Source organism: Bombiscardovia coagulans (assembly GCF_002259585.1).
Taxonomy (GTDB): Bacteria; Actinomycetota; Actinomycetes; order Actinomycetales; family Bifidobacteriaceae; genus Bombiscardovia; species Bombiscardovia coagulans.
On the sequence record NZ_MWWS01000004.1, the window covers coordinates 335,272 to 351,703 of the forward strand.

At 47.5% G+C, this 16,432-nt stretch carries 17 protein-coding genes; 11 read left to right on the forward strand and 6 right to left on the reverse strand.

Annotated features, from left to right (window positions below; translation table 11 throughout):
- Nucleotides 1–24: 24 nt before the first annotated feature.
- Genes BOCO_RS03140 through BOCO_RS03150 form a run of 3 tightly spaced genes read right to left on the reverse strand, consistent with a single transcriptional unit; the run spans nucleotide 25 to nucleotide 3,355 of the window.
- Nucleotides 25–1,854: a HAMP domain-containing sensor histidine kinase gene (locus BOCO_RS03140; RefSeq protein ID WP_094722635.1), complete on the reverse strand. Its 1,830-nt coding sequence runs from the start codon at nucleotides 1,852–1,854 to the stop codon at nucleotides 25–27.
- Nucleotides 1,854–2,597 (reverse strand): response regulator transcription factor, encoded by a 744-nt coding sequence (locus BOCO_RS03145; RefSeq protein WP_094722636.1) that lies wholly within the window; start codon nucleotides 2,595–2,597, stop codon nucleotides 1,854–1,856. The genes BOCO_RS03140 and BOCO_RS03145 overlap by 1 nt, the downstream gene beginning before the upstream one ends.
- Before the next feature lie 17 nt (nucleotides 2,598–2,614).
- A complete protein-coding gene (locus tag BOCO_RS03150; RefSeq protein WP_148140050.1) occupies nucleotides 2,615–3,355 on the reverse strand; it encodes a TPM domain-containing protein in 741 nt (246 codons plus the stop codon).
- A 109-nt stretch (nucleotides 3,356–3,464) separates the two neighbouring features.
- Here BOCO_RS03150 and BOCO_RS03155 point away from each other — a divergent pair, with 109 nt between their 5' ends.
- Nucleotides 3,465–3,758, forward strand: coding sequence for a WXG100 family type VII secretion target (locus BOCO_RS03155; RefSeq protein ID WP_094722638.1), 294 nt, complete (start codon nucleotides 3,465–3,467; stop codon nucleotides 3,756–3,758).
- Nucleotides 3,759–3,912: 154 nt separating this feature from the next.
- Here the strand turns inward: BOCO_RS03155 and groL are convergent, their stop codons facing one another.
- The 3 genes from groL to BOCO_RS03170 form a co-directional block, all read right to left on the reverse strand.
- Nucleotides 3,913–5,532 carry a chaperonin GroEL gene (groL, locus tag BOCO_RS03160; protein ID WP_094722937.1) on the reverse strand — a complete coding sequence of 540 codons (1,620 nt, stop codon included), beginning with the start codon at nucleotides 5,530–5,532 and terminating at the stop codon, nucleotides 3,913–3,915.
- Between the two features lie 284 nt (nucleotides 5,533–5,816).
- Nucleotides 5,817–6,023 carry a cold-shock protein gene (locus BOCO_RS03165; protein ID WP_094722639.1) on the reverse strand — a complete coding sequence of 69 codons (207 nt, stop codon included), beginning with the start codon at nucleotides 6,021–6,023 and terminating at the stop codon, nucleotides 5,817–5,819.
- 147 nt (nucleotides 6,024–6,170) lie between these two features.
- Complete coding sequence (locus BOCO_RS03170) at nucleotides 6,171–6,797, reverse strand: LytR C-terminal domain-containing protein (protein WP_158520404.1); 627 nt, start codon at nucleotides 6,795–6,797, stop codon at nucleotides 6,171–6,173.
- A 243-nt stretch (nucleotides 6,798–7,040) separates the two neighbouring features.
- Between BOCO_RS03170 and BOCO_RS03175 the strand changes: the two genes are divergently transcribed.
- From BOCO_RS03175 to purB, 10 genes are all read left to right on the forward strand, one after another.
- Entirely contained in the window at nucleotides 7,041–7,739 is a 699-nt protein-coding gene (locus tag BOCO_RS03175; protein ID WP_094722938.1) for a uracil-DNA glycosylase, read from the forward strand.
- A 56-nt stretch (nucleotides 7,740–7,795) separates the two neighbouring features.
- Nucleotides 7,796–8,872: an AAA family ATPase gene (locus tag BOCO_RS03180; RefSeq protein WP_094722641.1), complete on the forward strand. Its 1,077-nt coding sequence runs from the start codon at nucleotides 7,796–7,798 to the stop codon at nucleotides 8,870–8,872.
- Complete coding sequence (locus BOCO_RS03185; protein ID WP_094722642.1) at nucleotides 8,869–9,810, forward strand: DUF58 domain-containing protein; 942 nt, start codon at nucleotides 8,869–8,871, stop codon at nucleotides 9,808–9,810. The genes BOCO_RS03180 and BOCO_RS03185 overlap by 4 nt, the downstream gene beginning before the upstream one ends.
- Nucleotides 9,807–10,379 (forward strand): hypothetical protein, encoded by a 573-nt coding sequence (locus BOCO_RS03190; protein WP_094722643.1) that lies wholly within the window; start codon nucleotides 9,807–9,809, stop codon nucleotides 10,377–10,379. Before BOCO_RS03185 ends, BOCO_RS03190 begins: the two co-directional genes overlap by 4 nt.
- Entirely contained in the window at nucleotides 10,376–11,479 is a 1,104-nt protein-coding gene (locus BOCO_RS03195) for a vWA domain-containing protein (RefSeq protein WP_094722644.1), read from the forward strand. The genes BOCO_RS03190 and BOCO_RS03195 overlap by 4 nt, the downstream gene beginning before the upstream one ends.
- Entirely contained in the window at nucleotides 11,476–12,501 is a 1,026-nt protein-coding gene (locus tag BOCO_RS03200; protein ID WP_094722645.1) for a vWA domain-containing protein, read from the forward strand. The genes BOCO_RS03195 and BOCO_RS03200 overlap by 4 nt, the downstream gene beginning before the upstream one ends.
- Nucleotides 12,498–13,058 (forward strand): DUF6466 family protein, encoded by a 561-nt coding sequence (locus BOCO_RS03205; RefSeq protein ID WP_094722646.1) that lies wholly within the window; start codon nucleotides 12,498–12,500, stop codon nucleotides 13,056–13,058. The genes BOCO_RS03200 and BOCO_RS03205 overlap by 4 nt, the downstream gene beginning before the upstream one ends.
- Before the next feature lie 102 nt (nucleotides 13,059–13,160).
- Nucleotides 13,161–13,451 (forward strand): hypothetical protein, encoded by a 291-nt coding sequence (locus BOCO_RS03210; RefSeq protein WP_094722647.1) that lies wholly within the window; start codon nucleotides 13,161–13,163, stop codon nucleotides 13,449–13,451.
- Nucleotides 13,448–14,959: an esterase/lipase family protein gene (locus tag BOCO_RS03215; protein ID WP_094722648.1), complete on the forward strand. Its 1,512-nt coding sequence runs from the start codon at nucleotides 13,448–13,450 to the stop codon at nucleotides 14,957–14,959. The genes BOCO_RS03210 and BOCO_RS03215 overlap by 4 nt, the downstream gene beginning before the upstream one ends.
- Before the next feature lie 46 nt (nucleotides 14,960–15,005).
- Nucleotides 15,006–16,430 (forward strand): adenylosuccinate lyase, encoded by a 1,425-nt coding sequence (purB, locus tag BOCO_RS03220; RefSeq protein WP_094722649.1) that lies wholly within the window; start codon nucleotides 15,006–15,008, stop codon nucleotides 16,428–16,430.
- Nucleotides 16,431–16,432: the final 2 nt, after the last annotated feature.

Sequence of the window (16,432 nt, forward strand, 5' to 3'; positions counted from 1 at the left end):
AAGCTAGTTGCTAACGAACAGTAGTTAGTCTTCTGATACTCCAGACAGCCTGGACTGCGGTATCACCACCGTGAAGGTCAAGCCTCCTCCTGGAGTTTCACTAGCACAGATGAGTCCGTGGTGGCCCCTAACAATAGATTCCACGATAGCTAGGCCCAGACCCGTCCCGCCTTTTTCTCGAGCGCGAGACGGGTCTGCAGTATAAAAGCGTTCAAAAATATGATTTCGAGCCTCCAGGCTGGCCCCTGGACCATGGTCAACAAATTGCAAGATTACAAATGGTTGAGCTATAGGTCCAGTTTGATTCTTTTTCTTGAGCCCGCCCTCACGTTTCATATGAGCAGTCATGAGGAATCGTTTTAGGGAAGACTCTACTGATGGTAAGGAGACCAGATCATCTGGTTCACAAGTGGACCACACAAGTCCAAGGCCTATCTGAACAGGCGTATCCGTGGGGGTATAGCGGTGAATATTACCGACTATATTCGTCACAACCTGCCGCAAGCGAGTTGGATCAGCCTCTATGTCGATGCTGTCCCAATGCGCAGTATGGAAACCTAGGATAGGCAGCTCCTTGCTATCCCCATGGTTTTCCCAAGATATATTCAGAAATCCGCGGTCTATATTTCTGTCTGGATCCAATGCATGAAGGTCATCTACGGCATCGTTAACTATGGCTGTCAAGTTGACATCCAAGGTCGTGTCGATTCCTTGCCCCTCGTCTAACCGTGCCAAGGACAGCAAATCCTGAACCAAATCCGTCATTCTAGCACTAGAGGCTTCAATATGAGCAATTGATTCATCAGCACGTTCCAGCGCACCCGGGTAATTACGCTGCATGCGGTAGAGTTCCGCATACCCATGAATAGCTGCCAATGGAGTCCTGAGCTCATGGCTGGCATCGGAAACAAACTGTTTCATCTTTCGTGTTGTTTCCTCTTGCTCGCGGAAACTACGCTCAATTCGCGTCAACATGGAATTTAAGGAAACAGCTAGCGAACCAACTTCCGTGTTAACTGGAGCAGCAGGAATACGTTGAGACAAATCGCCAGCAGCGATCTTTGCAGCAGTCTTTTCGATGCGCTTCAGCGGAGCCAAAGTGTTCTGTATAAGAAGGGCTGCAATAACACCACCTAGCAAAACAACAAGAATACCCACCATCCAGCAGTACTGCGTGAGGGCATGGATTGTATCTAATTGATCACTCAACGATAGACCCATAAAAAGCACACCAGAAGTGGTTTTGGCGCCTATAGGGCTTTCCAAACTCCATTGCATTGCGACCACCCGCCAGGGAGCTTGTGCTCTGTTTAAACTCTCCCTATCCGGATGAGTTCCTACAGCTACGACGACCTTGGAAGATGTAGTGAATGGTTTACCCATAACAATATGGTCCATTTCATTACCCTCTGGCAATGTAGGAACTGAAAGAGCACCGTTGGCCGTTAAAGGATTTATGTTTTGGCTGATGACATTCATATCTGAATCACGGATTTGCAGGAAATAATCAGTCGGTCCCAGTCCGTTCTTATTCAGATCTTCCTGACTCAACAGAGTAGCGTTGCGAATACCCAAGTTAGCTTGACGAATCAGCTGAGTATCGGTTTTCTGCTGCAAATAGGTTCCAGCCATTTGTCGAATGGCAAGTGAAATACCTAAAGTATCAATTATGAGGAGCACTAGCATACAAACAATGAGCTTGGTTGTTAGTGGGATGGCGTCGAAGATTTTAAAACGCCGACCTGCCGCTGTTTCTTCTTGTGCTCCAGAAGCCCCCTCCCCTTCCTTTAATGAGCTAGGTGGATTAGGAAAAGGAGCTTGTTGTGCATGAACATCTTGGTCACGGTCAGTCATTATTCGCCTGCTGCATACTTAGGACCGCGAATCATGTAGCCGATGCCACGCTTAGTCTGTATCAGTGGTTCAACCTTGCGGGCCTTGCCATGCTCATCTTCGATGGTAACGCCGTCTACCTTCTTTCTCAAGTACGAGATATAGGACTCAACTATGGCAGCATCTCCACCCCAATCATACTGCCAAACATGATCAAGAATCTGAGCTTTCGAAAGGACTCGTCCTTCATTATCCATCAGATACCGCAACAGTTTATATTCTGTAGGACTTAAATCGATTGGCTGTCCAGCTCGAGTAACATCGTGTGAATCCTCGTTAATTTCTAAATCACCAACACTAATAACAGGATCATCCGCGCTCTGTTCTCGAGTCCTCCGGAGAATAGCACGAATTCTGGCCACAACCTCCTCTAAGCTGAATGGCTTAGTGACATAATCATCGCCCCCCACAGTTAACCCCATTATCTTATCCTGTGTGTCATCACGGGCCGTTAAAAAGAGAACAGGGGCGCTGATACCCTCTTGACGGATTCTACTAGTTACAGTAAAACCGTCGATATCTGGCAACATGACATCCAGCACGATAAGGTCCGGCTGCGTCTGCTGAATTACGGTAATCGCCTCAGATCCAGATGCTGCTGTAGCTACTTCAAATCCAGCGAAATGTAAGGAAGCGACTAACAAATCACGGATGGAAGGCTCATCGTCTACGACTACAATAGATGCTTCAATCTGCTTACTCATACTCACTAGATTGCCGCCTATGCCTTAACGTTACCTGAATGCTTACTGAAACCATGTTGAGGATGACGCCTCTTATGCTTGAGCAAGTACCAAACTAGACCAATCACAACAAGGAGAACGACAGCAGCTGCAATGACAGCACAATAGATCACCACGCGCTGGTCTTTGTTATGTTTCTGTTCTTTCACCTGTCGCATAAGTGCTTGGGCCGATTCAACCCAATCGGGAGTATTTGAATCCGCGATAGGAGCAAGTGCGGCTTGAGATAAATCATCAACCGTTGACTGCTTTCTGAGCCAGTTTTCTGAATTTGCGGATACCGCAACGACTAAATTACCATCCTTGGTTGCTACTGCTAACAGAACAGTATTGGGCTTTGGACGAGAAGATTCCAGAACGTTGCTGGCCCACTTATCTGGATTACCAGATTGGTCGAAGCTCGTCACATAAAGTAAACGCACATGCACGCCCGTGGCGTGCTCAGTATCTTGGATGGCGTCGGTAACTGCACCCACGTGAGAACCCAACAGATTCTGAGGATCTGTAATGTTAGCCGTGAGTGTCCCCTGTGACCCCTGCGCGCCTGCCTTCGGTGGTTGAGCAGCTGCTACATGAGGGACTATACAACAGCACATAATCACTAGCATCAAGCTAACAGCAGTTATGCCTGACCAACAATGTTGTAATACCTTACGCACAAGAACAGTCCCATCACGATAGATCCACCACAAACCCATGCTGAGCTCATTTAACCACATACTATCTATCAATCCGCTTGCCAGTAACGCATGTCATATTGTCCATGGTAGTGGCAACTACAACAGACAGATGCCACTACACCATGAATGCTCAAGAAAGGATAAGTACATGGCACAGTATCAAGTTGATTCAGAACGCATCCAATCAGCCAGTAGTGCAGTTTCTCAATCTATATCATCGATTCGTCAATCAGTACAAGGCATGTTTGCTAATCTCAACAACCTCCAATCCGTTTGGACTGGCACTGCCTCGAACCAATTTAACGCTGTTGCTGACCAATGGCGTAATGCCCAGCAGCAGATGGAACAGGCGTTAGAAGGGATGCAAACAGCCCTATCTCAAGCATCAAATGTCTATTCCGATGCCGAAATGCAAGCAACAAGACTCTTTGCAAGTTCGTAATGCATACGTGCATGTCAGATCTACTCACTGAATTAAGTCTAGGCAGATCCTGAGATACAAGAAAAAACCGGGTACCTGCCTCGTGTGAGTCACATGAGGCAGGTACCCGGTCAATCGTACCTACTTAACTGTAGGAAAGGGCCTATCTATAAGATTAGTAACCCATATCAGGGGTTGGCTGTGCTCCCGCTGCTGCCGGAGGCTCTGGCTTTGTTGCCACAACAGCTTCGGTAGTTAAGAACAGGCCAGCAATTGAAGCCGCATTCTGGAGAGCAGAACGTGTTACTTTCACTGGGTCTGCAACACCTGCTTCAAGCAGGTCTTCATATGTGTTTGTAGCAGCGTTGAAACCTTGACCAGTAGGAAGTGAGCGCACTTTGTCGATTACCACATCACCAGACAAACCGCAGTTCTGAGCAATCTGCTTGATTGGAGCTTCGATAGCACGGAAAACAATAGAAGCACCAGTAGCTTCGTCACCCTCAAGATTTACCTGTGATTCCACTTTTGCTGTAGCTTGGATCAAAGCTACACCACCACCGGGGAGGAGGCCTTCCTCAATAGCAGCCTTAGCATTGCGCACAGCATCTTCAATGCGGTGCTTACGCTCTTTGGCTTCAACCTCAGTAGCGGCTCCCACCTTGATGACTGCGACACCGCCAGCGAGCTTAGCCAAACGCTCTTGTAGCTTTTCACGATCGTAATCTGAATCTGTGTTTTCAATCTCAGTACGAATCTGACCAACGCGAGCCTGAACTTCTTCCTTCGAGCCACCGCCTGAAACGATGGTAGTCTCATCTTTGGAAACGATGACTTTCTTAGCAGTACCGAGTACAGATGCATCAATAGAATCGAGCTTGAGGCCCAATTCCTCAGATACAACCTGAGCGCCCGTCAGAATAGCCATATCTTGCAGCATGGCCTTACGACGATCACCAAAACCAGGTGCTTTAACTGCACATGAGTTGAAGGTTCCTCGAATCTTGTTAAGAATCAGTGTTGGTAGAGCTTCACCATCTACATCTTCAGCAACGATCAGCAGTGGCTTGCCGGTCTTCATAACTAGCTCAGCAATGTGAACTACATCCTGCTGACTAGAAACCTTTCCAGATGTGAGGAGGATGTATGGATCATCTAGCACCGCTGTCTGATCATCATTGTTGGTCACGAAGTATGGTGCAATGTAACCCTTGTCGAAGCGCATGCCCTCTGTGAACTCTAGGTCGAGACCAAAGCGGTTATTGTCTTCGACTGTCACGACGCCATCTTGACCAACCTTGTCAAGAGCCTCTGCGATTTCCTCGCCAACTTCAGGATCAGCTGCAGAAATTGTCGCAGTGGCAGCAATTTGCTCTTTAGTTTCCACATCCTTTGACTCAGCAATCAGTTCCTTAACGATTGCATCAGTGGCTTTTTCAATACCACGACGCAAAGCGATTGGGTTGGAACCAGCTGCCACATTCTTAAGACCTTCGTGCACCAGTGACTGAGCCAAAACGGTAGCTGTAGTAGTACCATCACCAGCAACGTCATCAGTTTTCTTGGCAACTTCCTTGACAAGCTCGGCACCGATACGCTCGTATGGGTCCTCGAGTTCAATCTCCTTCGCAATTGAAACACCATCATTGGTGATAGTTGGAGCTCCATAAGACTTGTCCAACACCACATTGCGACCCTTGGGCCCTAAGGTTACCTTGACAGTATCTGCTAGTTTGTCAAGACCAGCGAGCATTCCTTGACGAGCTTCCTCATCATACGCAATCATTTTTGCCATTTGTGTATCCTCCAACATGGCTTGAGTCTGTATACCCACCCACGGCGCAAAAGCCCAGTCAGCCGTCAGCTGCCGACTTATCACTCTCTAACCTTGAGTGCTAATTATTGAGATTAGCACTCTACAGCGTCGAGTGCCAACATAGCGATAACAAATACGCTTCAGGCTTGAAACACAAGAAACGACCATCACCTTAATCTCGATGGTCGTACATTCCAAACAGAACAAAGGCCTCTGACTACCAGTCAAAGGCCTTGTAAGTGTAATAATAACTTACTACAAAATCAGATCATGCGAGCAGAAGTTGCTTGCAGACCCTTCGAACTACGTTCTACTTCGTACTCAACCTTGTCACCCTCATGAAGAAGCTTGTGATTGTCAGCCGAGTCGATTGCAGAATAATGGACGAAAACTTCCTCGGTGCCGTCATCTGGGGTAATGAAACCATAGCCCTTTTGATCGCTGAAGAATTTCACAGTTCCTTGTGCCATAACTAACTTCCTTAATATCAAAACGCCGTGTCACGGTATGCACGAGACTGACCGTGCTTACCAAGTCGGCTCTTTTAGTGTAGCTGACACACTGGAAGAAACGCCGAAAAACACGAGGAGTGTATAAAACAGATAAAATTATCTGTTTTACTCCATAAGCACAGCAACTACTGAAGCTCCTGCGTTTGCACTTTGTTCTACGTTCGAAATGCCGAGAGTTTTGGCTACATCTTCTGCGGTAGCTTTGTCGCCTTCACTCTGATACCACACCACACTGGTCTGAGGCAACTGACCCGATGGGTTGGATGCGGTGACATTAGTGTAACCAGCTGCCACCAGTTGCTGACGCTTGCCGGCAGCATGCCTAGAGATAGATGTGCCATTTATCACTTTGACCGCTGCTGCCTTGTTAGCAGCTGCAGTCGGAGGCGCTGATGGTGCAGGAGTATTGGGAGCCGAAGAAGGCTGAGCTGGAGCAGCAGGTTTTTCCTTGGGTGGATTCTGAGTCTTCTTAGGTTCGGATGTCGCTTGCTTACTGGCCTGCACATGGGTAGCAATGTTCTGACCATGCTGCCAGGGCAGTCTGCTACCAGATAAGACAGTCCACGCACCGATACCGCATAAAACCGCCAACACTATTACGACTATGAAAGGAACCATCCTAACAGCGATGGGACGTGGTCCACGATGAACGCCAACTGGACCTTCTGGCGGATCATCAAACTCATCCGGTGTGTACGGCTGGTAGCCATTCTCATTACGATTGCTTGCCATAGAACACCCTTCCTCTGCCTGATTCATACACCTTGAGGCACCCGAACTCTACATATTGGTAACGTTCATTCTAACTGCTAGTCAGGTCATGGGAAAACTCCCTGCTCAGAAAAGAAGCTCTCCCGTGCTTTTGATGGGCGTGTGACAGCATTATAGTTACCTTGTATGAAGCAATTTGAACAACCACAGAACACTCAGGTAGTAGAACAGGTAGTGGACCGTGCCCACACGGTGGAATCTCATATGGTTAATCGCAAGCCACTGTCAGCATTAATCGAGCCGGGTTGGGCTCGGGCTTTAGCACCTGTCGAAACACAAATCCATCACATGGGAGACTTCCTGCGCTCAGAATTAGCTCAAGGTCGTCGTTACCTGCCTGCAAGTAAGCAGATATTGCGAGCTTTCACTATTCCTTTTGAAGAGGTCAAAGTCCTCATTGTCGGGCAAGATCCTTACCCCACTCCAGGTCATCCAGTCGGACTCAGCTTTTGCGTAGATGCTCATGTAAGTCCTCTTCCTGGTAGTCTCCGTAATATTTATTCAGAGTTAGTTTCAGATTTAGGTCTACCTCAACCTTCTAATGGCGATTTAACTCCATGGACTCATCGAGGAGTACTCCTCCTCAACCGCTGCCTGACAGTACAAGTAGGTAAACCAGCCAGCCACCGCGGTAAAGGTTGGGAAGAAATCACCGATGCCGCCATTACTGCTCTCAACACGCGAACGGATAGCCAAGGGCATATTAAGCCCCTAGTAGCCATCCTTTGGGGACGACAAGCTCAAAGCTTAGAACCGCTTCTCACTAATGCTTATATTATAAAATCAGCTCATCCATCCCCTCTTTCAGCCCGTCATGGATTTTTTGGATCACGACCATTTTCTACAGCAAATGATGCACTCCAGTCAATGGGTGATACACCTGTGAATTGGGAGCTACCGTAATACCTGCTATGGCAACTTCAGGTAAGTAGTCATGAAATGCCAGTAGAGTAATACATATGGTTTTATTCTCTCCTCACAGCAATTTAGGGGCGGCAATTCCCCAACAGATGCCTGCACAGCCGGCCATTACTCACGATTCAAGCAGCCCATTGACTCGCGATGATATTCAACGAGCTCACCTGCTGACCGATCGCATTCGTTCTCAGTTCTCATCAGCTGTTGTGGGGCAAGAACAGCTTCGAGAATCTCTCATACTCTGCCTTGTTGCCTCAGGACATATTTTGATTGAATCTGTCCCTGGCTTAGCAAAGACAACAGCAGCGCAAACCCTATCCTCTAGCGTTTCAGGCTCATTTAAACGGGTACAGTGCACGCCAGACTTAATGCCTTCTGACTTAGTAGGAACTCAAGTATTTGACTTTTCACGTCAGCAGTTCACAACCCAGTTAGGACCGATCCACGCCAATATAGTGCTCCTGGACGAAGTGAACCGTTCCAATGCCAAGACACAATCTGCCATGCTGGAAGCCATGGCCGAAGGAGCCACCACTATCGGCGGGCAACGTATACCGTTACCCCAACCCTTCATGGTAATAGCTACGGAAAATCCTATTGAGGAAGATGGAACTTATACCCTACCTGAAGCTCAGATGGATCGTTTTATGATGAAAACCGTCATGACATACCCATCGTCTGATCAGGAAACGCAGATGTTGCAACTACTGACCAGCAGAGGCACAGACATGCCATCAGCTTCTAGCGAAGACCAAATAAGTTTACAGGATGTCGAATTTTTACGTTTGGCTGCTCGACGCGTACATGTGGCAGATGCAATCATGCGGTATGCAGTAGATATAACAGCAACAAGCCGTGGATCAGGAAGCCGCCCCATCCAAGGATTGTCAAGCAAGGTTCGCCTAGGAGCCAGTCCTCGCGCTTCTATTGCTTTAATCCGTATTGGCCAAGCACATGCGCTACTTCACGGGCGAGATTATGTGGTTCCAGAAGACGTAAAGAGTTTCGCCCACGAAGTGCTTCGTCACCGCATTTTACTAACCTTCGAAGCTCTAGCAGATGCAGTAACTAGTGATCAGATTATAGAAACCATCCTATCGACGGTGCCCACTCCATGATTCCAGTTGTAAGTAGAAATGACCCTATCCGACGCAAAATTGAAACGTTAAGCACTCAATTAAGCCTGCCAACAGTGCGTCGCGCCCTGGGCATTCTAGAAGGCGAACATCCGTCAGGAAAAATCGGTGGCGGTTACGACTACCAAGGTATTCGCGCATACGAAACCGGAGACGAAGCTAGGTTGATTGACTGGCATTCAAGTGCTCGAATGGGTCGCCCGATGGTAGTTGAGCGTGAGCGCATGGTTACCAGCAAAAGCTGGCTTCTTATGGATGCTGGTGTAGAAATGCTGGCGAGCACCCCTCATGCAGAAGTCACAGCAACTGTTGCTTCCAATGCTCTACGTTTATTTGCAGCACTTTGCCTACGACGTTCAGATGAAGTATCTCTCGTGCTCGCAGACAATAAGACAATCAGTCGAATACCCTGCCAAGGCGGGTTTGCCAGCTTTGAAAGCACCTTAGACCATGCTCTATCACAACAGTTTTTGCATCCAAGGAATATTGACGCCCTTCTAGGCTATGCAGAACGCATTAGAGACTCTAATTCTCTCATCGTTATAGCAACAGACGAAACTGCTATTCAGAACAAACACATAGAAAGCATCCGTAAACTAGCACAAACGCACCCACTGATACTAGTCTCTGTCGCAACACTCAATCCTCTTGCGCCTAACAATGCTATCAAGCACATTACAGATGGATACACTGGCTGTCGGCTACCTGCCTTCTTACGTAAGCCCCAATTAGGTCTAGAAGTACAGACCCACCGGCATTACCAGAATTTAGCTTTGAAACGAGACTTAACTCGTACAGGCTCACAACTCATGCATGTGAGTTCCAGCGAAAGCATGCTTACAGAATTTACCCGCACACTATCAACTGCTCATTTGACTTCCTCGAAGAGACAAGTCAGACAACTGGGAACGGTTCAATGACGGCAACATTACTGACATACCACCCTCTCGCCATAAACCACACAGGGCGTTTTTTACTACTGAAACTGCCAGAAAATAAGCCTCTACCGCCACTGTCCTCCGAGCAAATACTGATAGGAATCGGTCTGCTATGCCTTGTAACAGCCCTGACCCTATGCCTACTCATTGCCTTTCTGTCCAAACCCAAGAAAAAGAAACTACCACCGCCTACTGAGTCTCGTATATTGACCGACAAGGATAAGTGGAAACATAGGATCGCCGAGGTTGTGAACAGCTATGAGAACGGGCACTATAATCAAGCTCAATCTATGGAACAACTAGCTGAAATTGTACGTTCTTTTGCCTCTCAGGCCACCGGAACTGATCTGACTACCCTAACCTTGGCCGAGCTCAACCAGCAGCCAAGAACGAACGACAATCGCGAACAACTCGACTTATTACGGCAAACGATCAGCGCGCTCTATCCGCCAGAATTCGCGAATCCCAAGATCAACAAACAAGCACAAGAAACTCAGGTTAGTGAAGCAGCTCACTGGGTCTCAACATTTGTGGAGAGGTGGCAGCAATGATAAGCTCGAACCTCACTTGGCGCTGGCCATGGTTGATGGCAATACTCGTCATCGTTACTATCGCAGCAAGCTTATTGACCTATTGGATAGCCGGGAAAACCCGAAAGCCTACGAATACTCTCTCGAACGACAAGCAGGGTACAGCTGTGGTCTACAGCTTAGCTGAAGACTTAGAGACTGAATCAGCTAAGACAAGATACCAAACATGGCATCGATTAAGTCGTTTTGGCACCCTTCTGCTTGCATTGATTCTATTAATTGCCACTCTCCTATCTGGTCGCCCTTCGAACGTAGACCACAGTCAAGTGAACAGTCGTTCACGCGATATTGTATTGTGCTTGGACGTTTCAGGCTCGACGCTACCTTACGATAGAGAAGTACTGAAAACCTATCTTGACTTGGTCAAGAATTTTCAAGGCGAACGAATAGCGCTCAGTATCTTTAATTCGACATCTCGTACAGTGTTTCCTTTAACAGATGACTACGAACTTGTTCATAAGCAGCTGACTCAGGCCAACACCATTCTCAAGGGAGTGCAAACTCAGCATGATATTGATAGGATGAGCGACAAACAATATCAAGCTATTTCCGATTGGTTGGAAGGCACACAAAATCGTAAAGATACCACTTCCCTCATTGGTGATGGATTAGTCGCTTGCGCTGCGATGCTGCCAGGATTCACCGCAGATCCCAATAAACAAGGTTCTCAAAGCGCTAGTAAAACACGTAGTTCTTCTATTGTATTAGCCACTGATAACGTCGCCTCAGGGAAGCCAACTTACACCCTTGAAGAAGCCCTTAAACTGACTCATGCTGCCAATATTAATGTAGATGGGCTGTATTCCGGTCCCCGTCAGAGTGAGCAAGACGAAAGCACCCTGCAGATGAAAGATCTCATTGAAGCCCAAGGAGGCGTATTCTTGCTCCAAAACAAGAATGATTCAATTAGCTCTTTAGTTACTGAGATTGAACGTAGACGGGGCAATGACGCGGATCACACAGAGGAATCTAACCTTGTAGATACTCCTGGTTGGTGGACTCTGACACTCTGCCTCCTCCTAGGCTGCTACCTACTATTGGTCTGGAGGTTACAGCGATGAGAGCCTGGACATTACATCCTTCATTAGGTTGGATTGCAGGAAGTATTATTGCCGCTATCATGCTGGTTCTTGCTATAGTAGGACCAATTCTGTACCACCGAACAGGCAGTAATACTGACACTAGCCGGATAGCAGTAGTTCGACGTAGCCTTATGGCAATCGTGCTAGCATTCATGGTCCTCACACCTAGTCAAGTTCAGCAGGTAACCAATAAGGCTGTGAGCGCCACAGATGTCTATATTGCTGTGGATGTGACCGGCTCTATGGCTGTTCAAGATGCTCACTATGGTTCCCAAGAGACGCTGACACGTCTAGCAGCTGCACAAAAAGCTGTCAATGATATCGTTGCCACATACCCTGCGGCATCCTTTGCTGCTATTCATTTCGGAACGAACGCAACCATAGACCTCCCTATTACTCCTGACGCTCGTGCTGTGACCAACTGGGCAGACAACCTTACCACCGAACCTACATCCCTATCGTCTGGTTCAAGTCTGGATGCCCCTATTGATCCACTTACAATAGCAATGAAAGAACGAAAAGATCAGCATCCCAACAACCGCATTGTTTTATACATCATTTCTGATGGCGAGCAAACAAGTGCCCAGCAAAGAAAATCCTTTTCTACCCTGCGCGCATATCTTAATACTGCTTTCACTGTTGGGGTAGGTTCTAGCCAAGGCGGAAAAGTACCAGTCAGTGATATTGGATTCAACGAGCAGAAACAAGGTGGACAATGGGTTATTGACCCGCAGACTGGTCAACCCGGTATTTCTAAGATGGACGAGCGCGAACTCAGGAACATTGCTGACGAAACGAGCGGCACCTATTTGCCAACCGATAGTGACCATACCGTTGCCAACGGTCCGGCAGCTAAGAGTTCTTCACGTTACCAGGTGCAAACTACTCAGAGTAAGCACGAACGAATCACTGCTGTGGTATGGCCCTTAGCTTTGCTTCTATTGGCCCTGCTTGTTTGGGAAATGATAGATTGGATTGTCAGTTCGAGGAGACTGCTATGAGCATCAGACATACCCCAAGTAAGCCAAAAACACGAGCGCCTCTCGCTTTGAGGATATTACTAGGTTTGTTAGCACTGCTTATTGTATGCGCTGGCTTCTTCAGCCTGTGGAACGCGCATGCTGTCAAGTCGTATAACCAAGCAAGCACCAGCTTGACAGATAATCTCAAAGCTGCCCGCCAGCCCCAGATTGACGTCGACAAACTTGCACATGCACAACAGCAAGTTGACACCCTCTTTTATGAAGCCCAACAGGGGTCCTTTGTCCTTCTCCCAACTGTGCGCCAACATATAGCTCATAATGCTGAAATATCTCAAGCTTTTACTCAAGCTCTCATCCAAGAACAGAGTAAGACCCAACCCCACACGAATTCCAAACAGTTAAGTGAGCAGCATTCCACAGAGAAGAAAGACCAGGATTCACAAGGTCTAACTCCAGAGCAACGACAGCAGGTTGAAGACTTACTGAAACGTAATCAAGATTTGCAAAACGCAAATCCTCAGCCCAGCAATGCACCTTCGAAAAGTAGTTCTAACAAACAGACGAAACCTTGGTAGGCTGCCACCTTTATCCACAGTATGTTGTAGCTATAAATCGACCTTTGACCACAACACAGTTATTCGTTGAACTGCGAGCTTCATAAGCAGTCAAATAGGGGTATGACGATATTTGAATATACACATCCATCGCTACACATCGAGGATGCTACTAACTGTCCCTGCCACAACATAGTCCAAGAATGCGTAAATACCATTGAACAAATACTGGCCTCTAGCACTCGCACTCTTGACGAAACCGAAGAAACCCTTGCTTCTGCCAGCAGGATCGACTGGCAGGGAGATGCTGCTCAGGCTTACCGAGAAAACCTGCAAAAGACGCAACTCATAATCAAACAGCACAGACACAATCAGGTCGACTGCCAACGCATATTGGCTCAGGCTCAGCTATGAGCAGGCAAGTTCGAGCCGCACTCAGCGGACAAGGTCTCAGTCAAGCGGAACTAGAACAATTTTCTTCCATTGCCCTAGCACTACAAGGAGCTTGCACCGATGTGAGGACGCTTTCGAAAAGTTGGGGGCAATTGTCAGGATACCTCATGCAAAAGCATGCCGTCATCAGTCAAACTCCATGCCGCTTATTAGGAAATGGTTCTGTTAGCGGACACGCCAATATAGCATTTGCAGCTATTGCATCCTCAGCAGACAATTATTCACAGACATGTAAACAGCTTGGCGATCACTTGGAAAATCTTGCCGCCAACTTAATCCGTACTTACTCACTCTACTCGCAAGCTGAGGAAAGATTAACGAGTCTGCTGAGCAGGGTCACACAAGGGGCTTTTAATACAGCACCTCTTTTCTTTGGCCTTGTTGCTACTGGCGTGGGTACTGCTCATGCAATTTTCGACAATCTAAAAGATGGCAAAGGTGTCGGTTTAGATCCATACGATATAGCGAGACATACCAAAGGAATCCATGAAAGCTTTATGGAAGGGTTAGCCAACAATCTTTACAGCAACAAACGATTAATAGCACTGCTGGCACCGAATGGTGAGCTTGATGTCGATCATAGTGTAAATGCATTTTCAGGTAAACTTTCTGTCCTCTCCTCTCGCCTGGCACATCAAGCAAGGGGAAACCATCTGAGTGTGACACAAGTACAACCGACTGAGAACTGCTTGAGCAGTTCCCACACCATCGATCAAGCTCTGAGTAATTTACACCGGCTTGGAAGCTGTGAACGAGGAATAAGCTACGCGACCGTTGCTGTCCAAAAATACCGGCATTCAGATGGAAGTGTGGGTTGGATTGTCACTATTCCTGGCACTAACGACCATCCGGACTCCCCTATGGGATGGGAGCAGAATCTTGAACTAATGAGCAACAATAAGCAGCAACGCATGCAGGCAGCTAGTGCGCGTTTCGTTCATGAAGCTATGCAACAGGCAGGAATAAAACCACAAGATTCAGTAGCTTTAGTCGGACACTCACAGGGAGGGATAGTTGCAGCAACCATCGCAAGCGATCTCAGTGAGAACTACCGTATTGAGCATGTCGTCACAGCAGGATCACCAATTGCCAACCATCCAATACCAAGGCGAACATGGGTGACATCGGTAGAAATGGATGACGAAATAGTAGCCAGTCTAGATGGAACAAAGAATCCGAAACGTGACAACTGGTTAACGGTGACAGGAAGCACCTTGCCTATACCTAGTTCAATGCCTGTAGCCGGACACACACCGGTAGCAGATGCTCGAGAAAGCCGTGAACTCTCACACGGCATGAATTACCAAAGAGCCGCATGGCAAAACGCCGTCAGCCAAGGTAGACCAGCCCAACGTCGGCATGACGACCATTTTGCTAGCATCAGCGAAGGTAGCTTGGAAGAAACCAACTATTATCAAGGCCGCCTTCACCATCAACAGGATGAAATCTCATCAAAAAGAACCCCCTAAACAACACTGAAACGGGCTGTTGAGACTCTCGCGTAGTCTAGAAAGCATGGAGTTGAGCAAGATAGAGCCGATGATTACTTTAAGTCCCTTGGATGGACGTTACCGCACTCAGACAGCGCCACTGGTAGAATTTTTGAGTGAGGCCGCCCTCAACAAAGAGCGTGTCGAAGTAGAAGTTGAATGGATGATCCTCCTATCAAATGGATACAACGGCAATGGTTCAAAGCCAGTACTAGAAGGTTTACAACCGCTCTCACGAACTCAAATAAGCTACTTACGTTCACTAGTTAGCGACTTTAATAGATCCAGCATGGATGAATTAGCAAGTTTCGAAGCTCAAACTCATCATGATGTTAAAGCGGTAGAGTATTTCATTGATAGCCGATTAGACCAATCACGAGATCCGCAACTCTCTGCTATCAAACCTCTCGTTCATTTCGGCTGCACCAGTGAAGATGTCAATAACATCGCTTATGCCCGTGCAATTAAAACAGCAATAACGCAAGTATGGCTACCGAGCATGCAGTCTTTACTGGAACAGTTGGAAGATATGTCGCAAACATATCGTTCCCTCCCCCTTCTCTCCATGACACACGGACAGCCAGCAACTCCCACCACCCTCGGTAAGGAATTAGCTGTATACGTCTATCGCTTGCGACGACAGCTTCAACACCTTGAACAACAGGAGTATTTAGGTAAGTGGAACGGCGCAACAGGTACATTTGGTGCCAGCTTCGTTGCAGTTCCGCACGTAGATTGGATAGCTCTGTCCCAACATTTCGTTCGCGAACGCATGGGTTTGGACTGGAATCCTCTGACAACGCAAATCGAGTCACATGACTGGCAAGCTGAGGTATACTCCACCATCAGCCACAGTAATAGGATCCTACACAACCTAGCAGTAGATATATGGATGTATATTTCCCGTGGCGTATTTGCGCAAGAACCTGTACAAGGTGCAACTGGATCTTCGACCATGCCGCATAAAGTGAACCCTATTCGTTTCGAAAACGCCGAAGCTAACTTGGAACTCTCTTGCTCGGTATTAGAGAGCCTGGCATCCACGCTCGTAGAAAGCCGTTGGCAGCGCGATCTCACTGATTCAACTACACAGCGCAATGTCGGTGTAGGCCTGGGGCACAGCTTGTTGGCAATTGCCAACCTACGCAGCGGTTTACAAGGTATTCATCCCAATACTACTGTCATGGAAACAGAACTCGATAGTAATTGGGAAGTACTAGGAGAGCCAATTCAGACTGCTATGAGGGCTGCTGCCTTACAAGGACAGAGTGGCATGGATCATCCTTATGAACGAGTGAAAGAGCTCATGAGAGGAAAAGACATCAACCAAACAGATGTTGAACACTTCATACACTCGCTTAACTTTACAGCACAGGATCAAGACCGTTTAGCCAGTCTCACCCCAGCTCAATACACAGGCTTAGCAGATCAACTAGTAGATTTTGAGTAACG